The 16,781-nt window shown below is 48.3% G+C and carries 17 protein-coding genes and 1 riboswitch; of the genes, 2 read left to right on the forward strand and 15 right to left on the reverse strand.

What is annotated here, in order from left to right; genetic code table 11:
* Nucleotides 1–31 precede the first annotated feature (31 nt).
* From fabG to ADM98_RS12595, 9 genes are all read right to left on the reverse strand, one after another.
* Entirely contained in the window at nucleotides 32–763 is a 732-nt protein-coding gene (gene fabG, locus ADM98_RS12555; RefSeq protein WP_035396763.1) for a 3-oxoacyl-[acyl-carrier-protein] reductase, read from the reverse strand.
* On the reverse strand, nucleotides 760–1,680 hold the full coding sequence (gene fabD, locus ADM98_RS12560; protein ID WP_053453807.1) for an ACP S-malonyltransferase: 921 nt from the start codon (nucleotides 1,678–1,680) through the stop codon (nucleotides 760–762). The genes fabG and fabD overlap by 4 nt, the downstream gene beginning before the upstream one ends.
* Nucleotides 1,681–1,696: 16 nt before the next feature.
* Nucleotides 1,697–2,692 (reverse strand): phosphate acyltransferase PlsX, encoded by a 996-nt coding sequence (gene plsX, locus ADM98_RS12565; protein WP_053453808.1) that lies wholly within the window; start codon nucleotides 2,690–2,692, stop codon nucleotides 1,697–1,699.
* Nucleotides 2,689–3,258 (reverse strand): transcription factor FapR, encoded by a 570-nt coding sequence (gene fapR / locus ADM98_RS12570; protein WP_023468752.1) that lies wholly within the window; start codon nucleotides 3,256–3,258, stop codon nucleotides 2,689–2,691. The genes plsX and fapR overlap by 4 nt, the downstream gene beginning before the upstream one ends.
* Nucleotides 3,259–3,343: 85 nt before the next feature.
* Nucleotides 3,344–5,374 carry an ATP-dependent DNA helicase RecG gene (gene recG / locus ADM98_RS12575; protein WP_053453809.1) on the reverse strand — a complete coding sequence of 677 codons (2,031 nt, stop codon included), beginning with the start codon at nucleotides 5,372–5,374 and terminating at the stop codon, nucleotides 3,344–3,346.
* Complete coding sequence (sdaAA, locus tag ADM98_RS12580) at nucleotides 5,358–6,254, reverse strand: L-serine ammonia-lyase, iron-sulfur-dependent, subunit alpha (protein WP_053453810.1); 897 nt, start codon at nucleotides 6,252–6,254, stop codon at nucleotides 5,358–5,360. Before sdaAA ends, recG begins: the two co-directional genes overlap by 17 nt.
* 4 nt (nucleotides 6,255–6,258) lie before the next feature.
* Nucleotides 6,259–6,921: an L-serine ammonia-lyase, iron-sulfur-dependent subunit beta gene (sdaAB, locus tag ADM98_RS12585; RefSeq protein ID WP_053453811.1), complete on the reverse strand. Its 663-nt coding sequence runs from the start codon at nucleotides 6,919–6,921 to the stop codon at nucleotides 6,259–6,261.
* Between the two features lie 100 nt (nucleotides 6,922–7,021).
* A complete protein-coding gene (locus ADM98_RS12590) occupies nucleotides 7,022–8,695 on the reverse strand; it encodes a DAK2 domain-containing protein (protein WP_442855417.1) in 1,674 nt (557 codons plus the stop codon).
* A gap of 25 nt (nucleotides 8,696–8,720) precedes the next feature.
* Nucleotides 8,721–9,083 (reverse strand): Asp23/Gls24 family envelope stress response protein, encoded by a 363-nt coding sequence (locus ADM98_RS12595; protein WP_023468757.1) that lies wholly within the window; start codon nucleotides 9,081–9,083, stop codon nucleotides 8,721–8,723.
* Between the two features lie 283 nt (nucleotides 9,084–9,366).
* On the opposite strand from ADM98_RS12595, the gene rpmB reads away from it, so the two are divergent.
* Both rpmB and ADM98_RS12605 read left to right on the forward strand, forming a co-directional pair.
* Nucleotides 9,367–9,555, forward strand: a complete 189-nt coding sequence (gene rpmB, locus ADM98_RS12600; RefSeq protein ID WP_023468758.1) for a 50S ribosomal protein L28 — start codon at nucleotides 9,367–9,369, stop codon at nucleotides 9,553–9,555.
* A 139-nt stretch (nucleotides 9,556–9,694) separates the two neighbouring features.
* On the forward strand, nucleotides 9,695–11,098 hold the full coding sequence (locus tag ADM98_RS12605; protein ID WP_053454552.1) for an amino acid permease: 1,404 nt from the start codon (nucleotides 9,695–9,697) through the stop codon (nucleotides 11,096–11,098).
* A gap of 52 nt (nucleotides 11,099–11,150) precedes the next feature.
* Here the strand turns inward: ADM98_RS12605 and ADM98_RS12610 are convergent, their stop codons facing one another.
* The 6 genes from ADM98_RS12610 to ADM98_RS12635 all read right to left on the reverse strand — a co-directional run bounded on the left by ADM98_RS12610 (nucleotide 11,151) and on the right by ADM98_RS12635 (nucleotide 16,770).
* The gene (locus ADM98_RS12610) at nucleotides 11,151–11,753 is read right to left on the reverse strand and encodes a thiamine diphosphokinase (RefSeq protein WP_053453813.1); all 603 of its coding nucleotides are present in this window, start codon (nucleotides 11,751–11,753) and stop codon (nucleotides 11,151–11,153) included.
* A 1-nt stretch (nucleotide 11,754) separates the two neighbouring features.
* A complete protein-coding gene (thiT, locus tag ADM98_RS12615; RefSeq protein WP_053453814.1) occupies nucleotides 11,755–12,315 on the reverse strand; it encodes an energy-coupled thiamine transporter ThiT in 561 nt (186 codons plus the stop codon).
* A gap of 62 nt (nucleotides 12,316–12,377) precedes the next feature.
* A riboswitch (TPP riboswitch) is annotated at nucleotides 12,378–12,486 on the reverse strand.
* A 22-nt stretch (nucleotides 12,487–12,508) separates the two neighbouring features.
* Nucleotides 12,509–13,165 carry a ribulose-phosphate 3-epimerase gene (gene rpe / locus ADM98_RS12620; protein ID WP_053453815.1) on the reverse strand — a complete coding sequence of 219 codons (657 nt, stop codon included), beginning with the start codon at nucleotides 13,163–13,165 and terminating at the stop codon, nucleotides 12,509–12,511.
* 2 nt (nucleotides 13,166–13,167) lie between these two features.
* Nucleotides 13,168–14,073, reverse strand: a complete 906-nt coding sequence (gene rsgA, locus ADM98_RS12625; RefSeq protein ID WP_053453816.1) for a ribosome small subunit-dependent GTPase A — start codon at nucleotides 14,071–14,073, stop codon at nucleotides 13,168–13,170.
* Nucleotides 14,074–14,098: 25 nt separating this feature from the next.
* Nucleotides 14,099–16,033 (reverse strand): Stk1 family PASTA domain-containing Ser/Thr kinase, encoded by a 1,935-nt coding sequence (gene pknB / locus ADM98_RS12630; protein ID WP_053453817.1) that lies wholly within the window; start codon nucleotides 16,031–16,033, stop codon nucleotides 14,099–14,101.
* Between the two features lie 2 nt (nucleotides 16,034–16,035).
* Nucleotides 16,036–16,770 (reverse strand): Stp1/IreP family PP2C-type Ser/Thr phosphatase, encoded by a 735-nt coding sequence (locus ADM98_RS12635; protein WP_053453818.1) that lies wholly within the window; start codon nucleotides 16,768–16,770, stop codon nucleotides 16,036–16,038.
* Between the last annotated feature and the right edge of the window lie 11 nt (nucleotides 16,771–16,781).

Below are 16,781 nucleotides of genomic sequence, written 5' to 3' on the forward strand. Positions count from 1 at the left end.
CCGATTTGGCAAAGTACTACCGTTACTTCTGTTACATCGTCATGCCGCCATCAACAGCAAGTGTTTGACCGGTGATGTAACGGGCTTCATCTGAAGCGATGAAACTGACGAGTGATGCGATATCGTCTGTTTGACCGAAGCGTTTCAACGGAATTTGCCCAAGTGACAGGTTCCGCTGTTCTTCCGTCAATTCATCCGTCATGTCCGTTTCGATGAATCCCGGACAGATCGCATTGACTGTGACGCCTTTACTAGCGAGTTCCCGTGCGACGGATTTCGTCAGCCCGATCAGTCCCGCTTTCGCTGCGACATAGTTGGCTTGTCCCGGATTGCCGGAAATCCCGACGACCGACGCGATATTGATGATACGACCGCTTGTTTTTAACAACGGACGCGTCGCCGCTTGTGTGACAAGGAACGCCCCTTTGAGGTTCGTATCGATGACAGCATCAAAATCCGCTTCCTTCATGCGCATCAATAAGCCATCACGCGTAATTCCGGCATTGTTGACGACACAATCCAGTTGACCGAACGTATCAATTGTCTGTTTGATCATTTGCTTAACAGCATCTGCTTCAGCCACATTCGCTTGAATCGCGAGTGCTTCACCGCCTGCTTCTTTGATCTCACGGACGACAGCTTCCGCCTTGTCCGTACTTCCTGCATAGTTGACGACGACACGGAAACCGTCTGTTGCCAATCGCTTAGCGATGGCAGCGCCGATTCCACGCGATGCGCCCGTGACGAGTGCTACTTTACTCAACGAATTCCCTCCGCTTCCAATTGCTCAAGTGTCGTGATGCTGATGATTTTCGCATCTTTTTTGATTCTTTTCACGAGACCGCTAAGCGGAGACGACGGACCAAACTCGATGAATGTATCAGCACCTTCTTCGATCAGACGCTCGACACATGATTCGAATCGAACAGGTGAGTACAACTGCTGAACGAGCAAACGAATCAATTCATCAGGTTGATCGTGGAACGCACTGTCGACGTTCGAGATGAACTTCGTCTTCGCCGCTTCAAACGGTGACGAGACGAGAATGTCTTCGAATCGTGGTGCGAATGGTGTCATGAGCGACGAGTGGAACGCACCCGAAACATCGAGTGGTAACACACGTTTTGCCCCAAGTTCTTTTAACTTCGCTGTGGCAGATTCAACCGCTGCGATTTGTCCTGAGATGACGAATTGTCCAGGACAGTTGTAGTTAGCGATTTGAACGATTTCTCCCGTTGCCGCAATTGATTCGACCGCGTGATGCGCTGCTTCGACATCATTCATGCCGATGACCGCCGCCATCGTCCCACCTGTGACTTGATTCATGAGTTTTCCGCGTTCGCGGACGAGATAGACGGCTTCAGACGGTGTGATGACAGAAGCTGCGACTAGCGCGCTGTACTCTCCGACACTATGTCCGAGTACGAAATCAGGTGTATGTCCTTGTGATGCATACTGCTGTGCGAGTAGCGCACTATGTGCGACGATGGCTGGTTGAGCGATATCTGTCGCTTTCAATTCGTCCTTCGTTCCTGTCGTCATCAGCGTCGTCAGATCCAGACCAATTCGCGTTCCGAGGTCAGCGAGTGCTTGGCGTGTCTCTTCTTGCGTGATGAGCGTCTGTCCCATTCCAGGGGTTTGTGATCCTTGTCCCGGAAACATCCAAACTGTTTTCCCCATCTCGTCTCACTCCTTCTTAACGTGCTTCAGTTGCTTTCGCCTGAACGATTTTGGAAACGACTTCTTGTTCGACCATCTTTTCCGCCTGAGCAAGCGCCCGGCTAAACGCATAGGCATTACTTGAACCATGTGCCTTAATGACCGGAGCCGCAATCCCAAATAATCCAGCCCCGCCATATTCTTCATAGGCGAGCAACTGCTTCATTTTTTTCAACTTCGGTTTTAGTACGAGAGCGGCGAGCTTTGATGTCCATGAGCTCATGAATTGTTCCTTCATCACGCCCATGATCATGCTTGCTGCACCTTCAGTACTTTTAAGTAACGTATTACCGGCAAAACCTTCCGTGACGATGACATCGACGTCACCGCTCATCGCTTCTCTCGCCTCGACGTTCCCAACGAAATGAATCGGGGCTGTCTCAAGTAACGGATACGTTTCCTTCGTCAGTGCATTCCCTTTACCGGCTTCTGATCCGATATTGAGGAGTCCGACTTTCGGACGCGTGATGCCGCGAACTTGTTCTGCGTAGACAGAACCCATGATGGCATAATCGAGCAAATGCTCTGCCTTCGCATCCGGGTTGGCGCCAACATCTAAGATGACGACACCTTTCCCATTACGTGTCGGGAAGGTCGGGGCCAGTGCAGGACGGTCAACTCCTTCGATACGACCGATGACGAACAATCCGGCAGTCATGAGCGCTCCCGTGTTGCCTGCTGAAATCAAGGCATCTGCCTCTCCCGATTTCACCAGGTTTGCAGCCACAACGAGTGAGCTATCTTTCTTGCGGCGAATCGCACGTACCGGTTCATCTTCTCCGGTGATGACGGATGCCGCGTGGACAATCGTCACGCGCGGATCCTCGATTTTGTATGAGCGTAACTTCAACTCATCTCCGACTAATCGGATATCGATGTTTTCGTTTGGACGTTCTGCCAAGTAGGCAACGACCCCTTCTACGCTGGCACGAGGTGCGTGGTCGCCCCCCATAGCGTCAACTGCTAAAATCATTTTGATTCCTCCTTACTACTTCGATACACCGTAAATTCACCAATGAAGACACATTCTTCACCGACATAACTCTCTACCGTGATGTCAGAACGTCCATCTTGACGATGCGAACTGACGAATGCCTTGGCAACGACGCGTTCCCCGACATGGACGGAACGTGTGAACTGGACGTTCGCACGTGTCGTCAACGCAAGTTCATCGTCGATGAGCGCAATCGCAAGCGAGTTCGCCTGTGCGAACAAAATATGTCCGCGGGCGATCGCATTCCGACTAAACGCATGTTCCGGCAAAATCTCAAGGATCGAGATGGCAGATGTATCGAGTTTCAGGTCAATCATATCACCAATGACTTCATTTTCAGTCAACGTACGCACATCATCCAGGCGTTCGGTCGCGACGTGCTTAATTCGCTCCCGTAATTCCGGAATCTTTAATTCCATCCGGTCCAGACGAATCGTTTGGATACTGACACGAAATCGTGTCGCCAGCGCTTCATCCGTTATGAACGGATTTTGCTCGATTGTCTGTAATAACTCTTGTTGTCTCTCTTTTTTAGGTACCCGCATGTATGTTCCTCCCACAAGAAGGATGACCACTATTATTACCTGGTACTAACAGTAGTATATATCCCTTGTTGTTCACTTTCAAGTATTATTCGATTCTTTCTCCTTCAAGCAGCCCTTGCCGTTCGATAAATTCACGTAAGATACTATATTCTGGCGCTTGCCAAAAGGCATCCGATCGCAGTAATCGGACCGCATCCTGTCGTGCCGTTTCCATGACTTGAATGTCGAGTGCTGGATCGGTCAAGACGAATCGCGGTAACCCACTCTGTTCGGTTCCGAAGAAATTACCAGCACCACGCAACTTTAAATCTTTCTCCGCTAATTTAAAGCCGTCGTTCGTCTCCGTCATCGTTTTGATGCGTTCCTTCCCCGTGTCTGAAGATGGATCAGCAATCAGAATACAGTAAGACTGGGCGTCCCCTCGTCCAACGCGCCCTCTCAACTGGTGGAGTTGGGCGAGTCCGAAACGTTCCGCGTCATGAATGACGATAATCGATGCGTTCGGCACGTTCACCCCGACCTCAACGACTGTCGTCGAAACAAGGATTTGAACGGCGTTTTCCTTGAACGCCTGCATGACATCATCTTTTTCGGAAGACGTCAGGCGCCCATGCATCAAACCGACTTGATACGGTTCGAACCGCTCGGTCAGTATTGCATGTAATTCAATTGCATTTTGAACCTCAAGTGATTCGGATTCCTCGATCAATGGCGTGATGACGTAGGCTTGTCGTCCTTGCGACAATTCTTTCTCGACGAACCCGAAGACGCGCTCCATCTGTTGCGGTTTCGCCCAGTAGGTCTCGATTTCCTTTCGTCCCGCCGGCATCTCATCGATGATCGAAACATCCATATCGCCGAAAACCGATATCGCAAGCGTACGCGGAATCGGTGTTGCTGTCATATATAATACATCTGCTTGTTCTGCTTTTGCCCGCAGACGTTTCCGCTGTTCGACACCGAATCGATGTTGTTCATCGGTGATGACGAGATGTAATGCCTTGAACTGAACCGTATCTTGAATCAATGCATGTGTTCCGACTAAGACGTCAATCTCTCCCGTTACAAGCGCTTCTAGTAAGTGCACGCGTGCTTTTCCTTTAACGGAACTCGTCAGTAGACCGACGCGAATCCCAAATGGTTCAAGCAATGGAGCGAGCGACGCCGCATGCTGTTCCGCTAAAATTTCTGTCGGTACCATCAAAGCACCTTGTTTTCCAGCACGAACCGTCGCAAATAGTGCAATCGCTGCGATGACAGTCTTTCCGCTTCCAACATCCCCTTGCAACAATCGATTCATCCGTTCGCCACGTCCGATGTCGTCTAAAATTTCTTTTGTCACGCGCTGTTGCGCGCCTGTCAGTGGAAACGGTAGACTCTGGATGAAATTCGCTATATCCGCTTCATGCAGAGGCAAGGCAGCCCCTTGACCTTTTCGTCGTCCAAGACGTAACGCCTGTAACTTCAGCTGAAAATAAAGGCATTCCTCATACACATAACTCCGACGAGCTGCCGTTAACTCTTTTCGATTCGTCGGGAAATGAAGTGCCTTTAGCATCGTCATCCGGTCTTGCAATCGGTATGTCTTGCGAATACTGTCAGGAATCCGCTCACCTAACGTCTCCGTCTCTTTAAACGCTAAGTCAACGACACGACGGAACGTCTTCATACGCATATCGCCACGTAACGAGTAAACTGGTGTCAATTCACCCTCAATCGCTCCAAATTGCAATTCCGTCGCAGAAATTGTCATCCGGTGTAAATCCCATTTGCCACTAACCGTCACTTCTGCTCCGAGTTGCAGTTGGTCTTTGTAAAATGCTCGGTTGAACATCGTTACGGTCACACTATACCGTTCTTCGACGAGCAAGCGGAAGGTCAAGCGATTTTTTCCTTTTCCGTAATAGCGCACAAGTGGTTCAGACTGGACTTGTCCCGTGAATTTGACTTTATCTTCGTGAATCGCTTCCGTTAGACTTCCCGTCACGAAATCGTCATAACGAAACGGGACGTGCTCAAGCACGTCCGCAACGGTGAGAATATTCATCTCTTCTAGTTTTTTCGCCAAATCCCGTCCGACACCTTTTAATGTCTTGACGTCACGTGATGGATTCATTCGATAACTCTCCGAAGATTTTTGCTTCGAGCCAGCGACCCGTTGGCGTATTTGCGAGTCCACCTTTTGCAGTTTCGCGAAGCGCAGATGGCATCATCTGACCAATTTCATGCATGGCTGAGATGACTTCATCGCACGGAATCCGTGACGTGATTCCAGCGAGTGCCATGTCGGCAGCGACGACTGCATTCGCTCCACCCATCGCATTTCGTTTGACGCACGGTACTTCTACGAGTCCGGCGACCGGATCACAGACGAGTCCGAGCATGTTCTTCAGCGCAATTGCAAACGCGTGTGCCGATTGATCCGGTGTCCCGCCTGCCATCTCAACGATCGCAGCTGCTGCCATCGCTGTTGCTGAACCGACCTCTGCCTGACAGCCACCAGCTGCTCCGGAGATCGACGCATTGTTCGCAACGACGAAGCCGAACGCCCCGGATGTGAACAAGAAACGTAACATCTGCTCACGCGTCGGATTCAAGCGATCTTTGACCGCAAACAACGTACCAGGTACTACTCCGGCACTCCCTGCCGTTGGTGTCGCACAAATTTTCCCCATGGCAGCGTTGACTTCGTTCGTCCCGATTGCCTTACTGACAGCATCAAGTAGCAGGTCTCCTGACAAACCTTTACCTGAAGCACGATACCGCTGAAGCAACACAGCGTCCCCGCCTGTTAATCCAGTCACCGACTGGACACCTTCTCCATCAAGTGAACGAGCAACTGCCTCTTCCATGACTTGTAGGTTTCGCTCCATCATCGCATAAACTTCATCCCGCTCTAAATGACGAACCGTCATCTCTTGTTCGATCATGACTTCCGAAATCGGAATGTTTCGTTCCGTCGCGATGGCGACGAGTTCTTTTACGGATTTAAACATATCTTCACTCTCCCATCATGACGGCACGCTCGACTTGAGGTAACCGATCGATTTCTTCCAACACTTCTGCTGTAATTCGGTCATCAATTTCAATCGCCATAAGTGCTTGTTTTCCTTTTTCGTGCCGTGAGACTTCCATGTGACCGATATTGATTTCGTAATCAGCCAGTATGCTCGTCACGGCAGCAATCGCACCGAACCGGTCATGGTGTAAGACGACGAGTGCCGGTCCCCCACCGGACAAACGAAGCGGTACACCATTTAGTTCTGTGATCTCAATCGTTCCCCCACCAATTGAAATCCCGACAAGTTCAAACTCTTCTATGCCATTCGTCAAGTGGACACGTGCCGTATTCGGATGATCCGTCAATGCTTCACTCGTCTCAAAATGAATCTCGATCCCTTTTGATTTTGCGATATCGATCGATTGTGGAATTCGGTCGTCAAACGTGTCGTATCCGAGTACACCGCCAATGATCGCGACGTCCGTGCCGTGTCCACGATACGTATCAGCAAATGACCCATAAAACGTGATATGGATGACTGTTGGTGTTTCCCCGAACAATTTCCCCGCCATCAATCCAATCCGTGCAGCTCCCGCTGTATGCGAGCTTGATGGACCAACCATGACTGGTCCGATGATGTCAAAGACGCTACGATATTTCATCTCTTTTCCCCTCTCTATGAAACAAACGAAATCCCACCTCTATTATCGCAGATGGTGGGATTCGTGAAAAGGCTAGTCGCCTTTTTTCAGTATGATGGTTTTATTCGACGCTTAAAATGTACGAATAAAGTGGTTGTTTGCCGTCGTGCACTTCCACTTCAGCATCCGGATTGACCGATTCGATATATTCGACGAGTGACTCGACTTCTTCCGTTGAGACGCCTTCACCGTAAAGAACCGTGATGATCTCATCGTCTTCCGTGACGAGTGTATCGACGAGTTTCTTAACAGCACCAAGACTTGATCCGTCCGTAGCAACGATTTGTTTTTCAGCAATCGCCATATGATCGTCTTTCTTGATTTCTACACCATCGATGTTCGTATCACGTACAGCATATGTGACTTGACCCGATTTAACAGCTGCAATCGCATCTGCCATATGCGCTTCGTTCTCTTCGACAGTCGCTTCCGGGTTATAGACGATTATTGCCGCCAACCCTTGTGGGACTGTTTTTGATTTCACGACCGTCACACCGCAAGAAGCAACAGATGCTGCTTGTTCAGCGGCCATGATGATGTTCGAGTTGTTCGGGTAGACATAAACGTGTTCCGCGTGTGCATCCTCAATCGCCTTAACGATATCTTCCGTCGACGGGTTCATCGTTTGTCCGCCTTCGATGACGACACTGACACCGAGTGATTTGAAGAGTTCACTGATTCCTTCACCCATTGCGACTGTCACGAGGGCAGCTTTCGCTTTTGCCTTCGGTGCAGCAACTGGAGTGACTTGGTTCGCGCCTTCTTCTTCAAGGATTGTTGAATGTTGTTGACGCATGTTTTCAATTTTAACAGCGACGAGTTCGCCAAAGCGTTGTCCTTTTGTGATGACTTCTCCTGGTGTTTCAACGTGAACGTGAACTTTAAGGAGTTCTTCATCCGCGACGACGAGCAACGAATCACCGAATTCCGCTAATTCGTTTCGGAAGTCTTCTTCGCTGAACGGTGCATTCGCGAGCTTGTCATCCTGGAAACGCACCATGATCTCCGTGCAGTAGCCGTAGTGGATTTCTTCTGTCGACATGAAGCTTTGAGCCGTTTTGTGATGCTCTGCTTCGACGAGTGCTTCCATGACAGGCGCATGCGGCTTATCCAGTTCTTTTCCTTCAAGCGTTGCAAGGAATCCTTCATAGATACAGACGAGACCTTGACCACCTGAATCAACGACACCTACTTCTTTTAATACTGGAAGAAGATCGGGTGTTCCGTCGAGTGATACTTTCGACGCTTCGACGAGCTGACGCATCAACTCTAAGAAATCCGTCGTCGTCTCAGATTGTGCGATAGCCGCAACAGCTGTTTCACGGGCAACCGTCAAGATTGTTCCTTCGACTGGCTTCATGACCGCTTTGTATGCTGTGTCGACACCTTTTTGTAACGCATCTGCGAATTCCTTCGTATCAATCGTCGTTTTTCCTTCGATTGATTTTGAGAATCCACGGAACAATTGACTCAAGATGACGCCCGAGTTTCCGCGTGCACCCATTAATAATCCACGCGCAAATACGTTCGCGACTTCCGATACAGAATCCGCTGTCGATTTACCTGCTTCTTTTGCACCTGAAGTCATCGTCAAATTCATGTTCGTTCCCGTATCACCATCTGGCACAGGGAAGACATTCAATGAATCGACGAAATCTGCATTTTGATAGAGATTCGCCGCGCCATTTTGAATCATCTTGACTAACTGCGCTCCTGTTAAACGATCTACACTCACTAAAGTTTCCTCCTCTATTCCCGCCTTAGACATTCGTCAAGCGGACTCCTTGGACAAAGATGTTCACAGATGTCACGTCAAGACCTAGTGCCTGACTGAGCGTGTATTTCACGCGACTCTGTACGTTATTCGCCACCTCTGAGATTTTCGTTCCATAACTTACGATGATATGCATATCGATATGGACCTGCTCTGAAGCCTGTCGAACGATGACACCGCGTGCAAAGTTCTCACGTTTTAAGAGTTCAGCAAGACCATCCTTGATTTGAGATTGGGATGCCATACCAACGACACCAAAACATTCCATTGCTGCGCCGCCCGCAAGTTGCGCGACGACATCATTATCTACATCAATCTTTCCATAGGTCGTTTTCATCTCGATCGCCACCTGAGTAGCCCCCTTTGAATATTGTATTCTTCTCATAATTCTACTATAAGGACCTACTATTGAAAAGTCGCCGTACTGACTATACAATGAATAAGTGAAAAATAGTAGCGGTCAAATGAACTTTTACCATCATCCTCATCCATTATTTTAAATTTCGAGGTTGCCTGTCAAGTTTTTTTCTTGTCAGCTACTTTTTTTATGTTGCAACCGCCTTGACACCATGCTAAGATAGCAAAGTGTCTATTAGGACGAACGCAAAACAACATAAAAGGAGGCGGAACGCATGGCACGTAAATGCTACGTTACTGGGAAATCGCCAAAGTCGGGTAACAACCGTTCACACGCATTGAACAAAACAAAACGTACTTGGGGAGTCAACGTACAAAAAGTACGTATCCTCGTCGACGGTAAGCCGAAAAAGGTTTGGGTTTCAGCTCGAGCTCTTAAATCAGGTAAAGTCGAACGCGTATAAGGCGCAACACCGGATGGGAATCTTCCCCTCCGGTTTTTTTATACCCTCATTTATTTTTCTCATAAACTAATTGTCGCTTTTATTGAAAACGCTTACAATAGGAAGGTACTTTATTTTGTCAGAATTGGGGGAAGTCATCATGCAACTCAAACGAGAGATGACGAGTCGACACCTGTTCATGATCTCACTCGGTGGGATCATCGGAACAGGCTTATTTCTAGGGTCAGGGTTAACGATTTCACAAGCGGGACCTCTCGGGGCGGTCCTCAGTTACATCGTGGGTGGGACCATCATGTATCTGACGATGTTATGTTTAGGAGAGTTAGCGGTCTATATGCCGGTCTCAGGGTCATTTCAGACCTATACGACCCGTTTCATCGGACCAGGAATCGGTTTTGCCGTCGGTTGGATTTATTGGCTCGGCTGGGCTGTGACGGTTGCACTCGAAATCACGGCAGCTGGCAGTTTGATGGATCGTTGGTTTCCAAACGTGCCGGTCGTCGTCTGGTGTACTGTCTTTACGGTCTTACTATTCGGTCTGAATGCCGTCTCAGCAAAAGCGTTCGGTGAAGCAGAATTCTGGTTCTCAAGTTTGAAGGTACTCGCGATTCTCTTCTTCATCGTTCTCGGCGGCGCTGCTTGGTTCGGTTGGTTACCGATGGAAGCAGATCGTCCAACATCGTTGTTCGCGAACTTTACGGCAAGCGGTTGGTTTCCAAATGGAATCCTCGGTGTCTTGACGACGATGATTGCCGTCAACTTCGCTTTCCAAGGAACCGAATTGATTGGTGTCGCGGCTGGGGAGTCCGACACACCTGAAAAATCGATTCCAAAAGCGATTCGGAATACAGTCTGGCGTACGTTCATTTTCTTTGTCTTATCAATTACAATCGTTGGTGCCTTAATTCCATATGAGACAGCTGGAGGAGTCAGTAGCCCGTTCATCATGGTCTTTGATGCGATTGGTATCCCGTATGCTGCTGATTTGATGAATATCGTCGTTTTGACAGCACTATTATCTGTTGGAAACTCAGGACTTTACGCTGCAACGCGAATGTTATGGGCAATGTCGCAGGAAGGAATGATTTCAAAAAAATTATCTTACGTGAATGCACGTGGTGTACCTATGCGTGCCTTACTCTTTACAATGATGTTTGCGATGCTTTCGCTACTGACAGCATTTTTCGCAGAGGATACCGTCTTTATCTGGCTCTTGTCCTTAGCCGGTCTCGGTGCTCAGGTCGGTTGGATTTCCATCTCTGCGTCTCAGCTCGCATTTCGTCGGCAGTTCTTACGAAACGGACATGATCTATCCGAATTGAAATTCAAGACACCGCTTTATCCGGTGTTACCGCTGATTTCATTGACGTTAAACGTCGTCGTCCTCGTTAGTCTTGCGTTTCAAGCGGATCAACGGATCGCCCTATACATCGGTGTTCCATTCTTCCTCGTCATGTGGGGAAGCTATCATCTCTTCGTCAAAGGAAAACATCTAGCAGCACAAAGCGACATCCGTGTCGCTCCCTCTCAACTCGAAGAATAACGATATGAAAAGAGGCCGCGGATCATCCACGGCCTCTTTTCATATGCTTGTTCTATTCCTTAAGTGTTCGCATCATCAGTAGTTCTCCTTGATGGAGCTCTACTTTCGCTTCTGACGCACTCCATTCATTGCTGACGGTCAATGAGCCTCCAACAGGAACCGAATGCGCATCGAGTGGGTATTTGACTCCAGATAAGCTTAGGATCGACGCCACAAGTGGAATGAATGAGAGATAATGATAGCTTCCTGCCTTAACTGCATATGTCCCCACTGCCAAATACCGTACCTCTTCTCGTTTCGTGACGAGTCGTGCCTTAGGATATTGTTTTAACAAATAGACATTTTGAACGGTCATGTCGAGTCGTCCGCCTGTCGCTCCAATGATGATGATCTCCTCACCCCGTTTCATCTCTGATACGGTACGGAGGGAAAGTTCGAGATCCGTTTCATCTTTCTCTGCCGGATGGACGATTGCATCTTCAGGTACATAGCCAAGTGAATCAAAATCACCAATCATCATATCGCATGTCAACCCAAACGATTCAATCGTTTGAACACCACCATCAACACCAACGATGAAATCACCGGGCTGGCAAAACGTCCGTAAGTCAGGTACCTCTTCTTGCGGACCCGCACAGACAAGAATCGCCCGCATATTAAACACCTCGTGCTGAATAGCGAAGTAAGCGTGGTGCAGTCGTGAAGAGAAGACCTGCGACGACACCACAAAGAACGTAAGACGGAACCATGTATGTCGCATTATAAATCAACGAATATGGTATGACTGGACCCTCAGCATACTCGGCAAAAAAGACGATTCCGCTGATGACATGACAGATATAACGGAGTCCCGCTCCTAAAAGCGTCGCAAGTAGGACAAACGTCATCAAGCGTTTCTTCTGTCCGTTACGCGCGGCTTGTCTAACTTGACGTGCAAACAGCCCACTTAATCCGACGACTCCATATGCAATCGTATAATCGAGTAGTGGTTGAACGACCGTCAAAACTTGTGGGGCGAACATCAATTGAATCGTACCGACAAGTGCTCCAGTGACGACACCTCCGACGACACCATGGCGAAACGCCATGACGAAGATGGGAAGCATCGCTAAGCTGATTGAGCCCCCTTGTGGCATTTTGAATGGAATCAATAAATCAAAGACGACTCCGAGACTGGCGAAGATGGCAATTTCCATCATCATTTGTAACCGTTTCATGCTAATTTCCTCCTTCATGGAATAAAACGGGACGCAAAAAGGCAGTACGACGAACGCCGTACTGCCTGCGTGCGCCACATCCCTACGTCCGTTTGAACGGAACAGGTTCGAAGGGTTAAAGTCAAAAGACTCCTCTCAGCCGCTTTTCAAGCGACACCCCTTGCGGTCATCATATTTCGTTTTCTCGTTCTTATTATACGGCAGCCCCTTGACGAATGCTAGTGATTGCTTCCGCATAATCCGATGCATTGTAGATCGCTGATCCTGCGACAAGGACGTTGGCACCATTATCGATGCATAACTTTGCCGTTTCCGGATTGACCCCACCATCAATCTCGATTTCAAATGTAAGACCACGATCTGCCTTCATTTGTGCAAGTGTTGCGAGCTTCGGCATGACACTCTCGATGAACGCCTGACCACCAAAACCTGGATTGACTGTCATCAACAAGACCATATCGACATCCTGAAGAATGTGTTCAATCATCGATAGTGATGTATGTGGATTCAAGACGACCCCCGCCTTCGCACCTGCCGCTTTGATTTGTTGCAAGACACGATGGACATGATTCGTCGCTTCGACATGGAACGTCACGATGTCGGCTCCTGCCTTGACGAAATCTTCGACGAATCGTTCGGGTTGATCAATCATCAAATGGACATCAAGAACCATATCTGTCTTTTGACGTAGGCTGCTTAACACAGGTAAACCGAATGAGATGTTCGGGACGAACTGACCATCCATGACGTCGAAATGAATGTAGTCTGCTCCTGCCGCCTCAACCGCTTTGACATCACGCTCGAGATTCGCAAAATCTGCTGATAAGATCGATGGTGCAATTTTAATCATCTTCAATACCTCCGGGCTCGATACTTGATTTCGTCTATAAACATACCATAATTTTCATAGCGGGAGGACATGATTTCTTGTGCCTCGACCGCCTCCTTGACGGCACAACCGGGTTCATTCAAATGCAAACATCCCCGGTATTTACAATCGTCTTGCACAGCCACGAATTCAGGAAAACTCCATCGCACATCCTCTATTTCCATTTCATAAGGAAAGTCTAAATTCGAGAACCCTGGCGTATCGGCAATCAATCCTTCCGCAAGCGGCATCAACGTAACGTGACGGGTTGTATGACGCCCACGTCCAAGTGATTTCGAGATGGCACTCGTTTCTAGATCAAGAGATGGTTCGAGTGCGTTCAACAGCGAGCTTTTTCCGACACCTGATTGTCCGGCAAGAACACTTGTTTTGCCTGCAAGTAATGGTCTGACTTGCTCGACACCTGTCAACGTCTCACTCGATGTCTCGATGACCGTATAGCCAATCTTCCGATAAGCAACAATCGCGTCTCGGACAGCCGGTCCCTTGACATCATCGAGCAGATCCATCTTCGTTAACAAGATGACGGGTTGAATTTCCTTCGCTTCGATCAATACGAGAAACCGATCAAGCAGATGGGCTGAAAAGTCAGGTTCTGCTGCTGAGACGACAAGCAATGCTTGATCGATATTCGCGACAGGAGGACGTACTAAAAAATTGTCACGCTCCTTCACTTCAAGAATATACCCGGTCTCACTCTCGATATGAAGGACGACTTCGTCTCCAACTACCGGACTGATACCACGTTTCCGGAAGTTTCCTCTTGCTCGTGAACGGACTTCCCCTTCTGGCGTCATAACGTCATAAAAGCCGCCCTGCAACCGTATGATCGTTCCTTCTCGATTTTCTTCGATGCGCTGTTCCGTCATCCTATGCACTCCTTTTTCATCACATTCATTGTGCGTCTTTTGCTTGATTGTACGTGATGGTTTTTGAACGATACACCGTATCGTCTTTATAGATCGTAATTTTTCCTTCTTCTCCCGGATCAATTGTCACCGGCACGTCGAACGTCTCATCTTGATCAATGGATTCCTCGATGACAGTCCGTTTCCCTTTCGCATCTTCCGTCTCGATGCGGATAACTTGTTTAGGCGGCGTATCTTCGTCCTCTTCAGATACTGCATCGTACACGACTTTTTCTGGGAACGTTGCTGTTACTGTTTTTTCTTCCTCCCCTTTAGAGATGAAGACGGTCACTGAGTCGTTTGGTTCGACTTGGGCACCTGCTTGCGGAAACTGACGAATGACTTGGTCGAGCTTCACGTCACTCGAAAATTCTTGTTCGAACGTTCCGTCTAACCCAACTTTATCCAAGTAAGCTTTTGCCTCATCACTCGATAAGTTTGTCAAATCTTTCAATTCGAAAGAGGATGTCCCCTCAGATACAGTAATCGTAATCGTTTGTTCTTTAGCGATCACTTCCGTTCCAGCGGAAATCGACTGCCGGATGACATTTCCTCGATCTATCTCATCCGACTTCTCTCGCTCGACTTCGACTTTTGCGAATCCAGCTTCTTTTAACGTTGCAATCGCTTCTTTTTCAGCCTCATCTGTTACATCTGGCACTTCGACTGGCTCACTTCCCGTAGAGACGACTAAATTAACTGTCGACCCTTTTTTCACCTGTGCTTTTTCACGAGGTGTCTGACTGATGACGTCACCCTCATCGACCGTATCGCTACTTCGTTCTGTCGTTTCAACGACGAACCCGAGTTTCTCTAACTTCGTTTCCGCTTCGTCTCCATCCATTTTGACGACAGATGGTACGGTGACGCTTGGATCTGGCCACATCGCAAACGTCGTAGCTGCTCCACCAAGTAACAAAAGCAATAAGAGAACGATCCACCAGCGTTTTTTCTTTTTCTTCTCCGATGATTTCGGTTGAACTGTAGTGACAGAAGGTGATTCCGGTTCCGATTTTGACTCTTCTGGCGCTTGTACTGGTGCCAAGACCATCGTCTTTTCCATCTCATCCTCTTCTGCACCACGGATGCCTTCATTTGCTCGTTCATCAGACAATGCCGTTACCATATCTGTTTTAAAAGCTGCAACGGACTGTTGTCGATCATGAGGTGCTTTTGAGAGCGCCTGCATGATACAGTTTTCAAGTGCTTGCGGCACTCTTGGATTCAAGACAGATGGACGGCGCGGCGTATCTTGGAGGTGCTTCAGCGCAATCGCGACCGGTGAGTCTCCTTCAAATGGTACTTGCCCTGTGACAAGTTCGTATAAGACAGCACCGAGGGAATAGATATCTGATTTCTCATCCGCAAATTTACCTTTAGCTTGTTCTGGTGAAAAATAGTGAACGGACCCAAGGACAGACATCGTATGCGTCAGCGTCGCATTCGACATCGCTACGGCGATTCCAAAATCCGTTACTTTGACGGTACCGTCTTCTCGGATCAACATGTTTTGCGGTTTAATATCGCGATGGATGATCCGGTGTGCATGAGCGTGATCGATCGCATCACAAATTTGAGCGATGATATCGACTGCTTGTGGCACAGGTAATGCTTGATTTTCACAAAATGTCTTTAATGTCATACCATCGATATATTCCATGACGATGTAATAGATGGCATCTTCTTCGCCTACATCATAGACGGCAACGATGTTTGGATGATTCAAGCTGGTAGCAGCATGTGCTTCACGTTCGAATCGACGGATGAACTGTTCGTCATGCGAGAATTCAGTCCGTAAAATCTTAATGGCAACATGACGCTTTAAAATCTCATCATAGGCTTGATAGACATTTGCCATCCCGCCACTTCCAACTAGCCGTTCTATGCGGTAGCGGTCATTTAATCGATCTCCGTATCGCATATTCAGACCCTCTTTCTTTCTTTGAACCGGATGGCGGCAATCGTAATATTATCTGCGCCTCCTCGAGCATTCGCTTCTTTCACCAATCGTCCGACAATTTCTTCAAGCGGTTCATCTTGTAAGATGATTTGCTCGATAACATCGTCCGGTACTTCATCGGTTAATCCGTCACTACAGACGAGGACGAGATCATAATCTGGAGCATCTCTAACTTGGATGTCAACTTCAACCGTTTCGTTCGAGCCAACCGATCGTGTGATGACATTCTTGCGTGGATGGTTTTCGACTTCCTCATCAGAAAGTTCTCCCATTTGCCGTAACATATTGACGTATGAATGATCATCCGTCAATTGCTTCAACGTCGTTCCTTCAAGAGCATACACTCTACTATCACCGACATGACCAATGACAAGCAACTCCTCGACCCAGCATACACAGGCAATGGTCGTTCCGACGATTGCGAGCTGCTCGTCTTTTGAAAACTGAAGAATGCGATCATTCGCCTCAGCTACGCGTTGTTCAATCCATTCTGATAGTTCCATAGGACGGTCGGGCATACGCGAAAAAGATGTCTCGAACACCTCGCGAACGATGGCACTCGCAATATCACCAGCAGCGTGACCACCCATACCATCTGCAACAACGGCAAGTCCACGCTCTATATCCCCGACGAGTAACACTGTATCTTCGTTTTTTGTCCTGACTTTTCCAGTAGTCGACAGATGAGCTAACTCCATGACAGTCCTCC

The organism is Exiguobacterium sp. BMC-KP (assembly GCF_001275385.1).
Classification (GTDB): Bacteria; Bacillota; Bacilli; order Exiguobacteriales; family Exiguobacteriaceae; genus Exiguobacterium_A.

What these genes read in the sequence shown, in the direction of transcription:
- fabD (WP_053453807.1), bottom strand. Translation starts at nt 1,680, where the DNA reads ATGGGGAAAACAGTTTGGATGTTTCCGGGACAAGGATCACAAACCCCT.
- plsX (WP_053453808.1), bottom strand. Translation starts at nt 2,692, where the DNA reads ATGATTTTAGCAGTTGACGCTATGGGGGGCGACCACGCACCTCGTGCC.
- fapR (WP_023468752.1), bottom strand. Translation starts at nt 3,258, where the DNA reads ATGCGGGTACCTAAAAAAGAGAGACAACAAGAGTTATTACAGACAATC.
- recG (WP_053453809.1), bottom strand. Translation starts at nt 5,374, where the DNA reads ATGAATCCATCACGTGACGTCAAGACATTAAAAGGTGTCGGACGGGAT.
- sdaAA (WP_053453810.1), bottom strand. Translation starts at nt 6,254, where the DNA reads ATGTTTAAATCCGTAAAAGAACTCGTCGCCATCGCGACGGAACGAAAC.
- sdaAB (WP_053453811.1), bottom strand. Translation starts at nt 6,921, where the DNA reads ATGAAATATCGTAGCGTCTTTGACATCATCGGACCAGTCATGGTTGGT.
- rpmB (WP_023468758.1), top strand. Translation starts at nt 9,367, where the DNA reads ATGGCACGTAAATGCTACGTTACTGGGAAATCGCCAAAGTCGGGTAAC.
- ADM98_RS12605 (WP_053454552.1), top strand. Translation starts at nt 9,695, where the DNA reads ATGCAACTCAAACGAGAGATGACGAGTCGACACCTGTTCATGATCTCA.
- ADM98_RS12610 (WP_053453813.1), bottom strand. Translation starts at nt 11,753, where the DNA reads ATGCGGGCGATTCTTGTCTGTGCGGGTCCGCAAGAAGAGGTACCTGAC.
- thiT (WP_053453814.1), bottom strand. Translation starts at nt 12,315, where the DNA reads ATGAAACGGTTACAAATGATGATGGAAATTGCCATCTTCGCCAGTCTC.
- rpe (WP_053453815.1), bottom strand. Translation starts at nt 13,165, where the DNA reads ATGATTAAAATTGCACCATCGATCTTATCAGCAGATTTTGCGAATCTC.
- rsgA (WP_053453816.1), bottom strand. Translation starts at nt 14,073, where the DNA reads ATGACGGAACAGCGCATCGAAGAAAATCGAGAAGGAACGATCATACGG.
- pknB (WP_053453817.1), bottom strand. Translation starts at nt 16,033, where the DNA reads ATGCGATACGGAGATCGATTAAATGACCGCTACCGCATAGAACGGCTA.
- ADM98_RS12635 (WP_053453818.1), bottom strand. Translation starts at nt 16,770, where the DNA reads ATGGAGTTAGCTCATCTGTCGACTACTGGAAAAGTCAGGACAAAAAAC.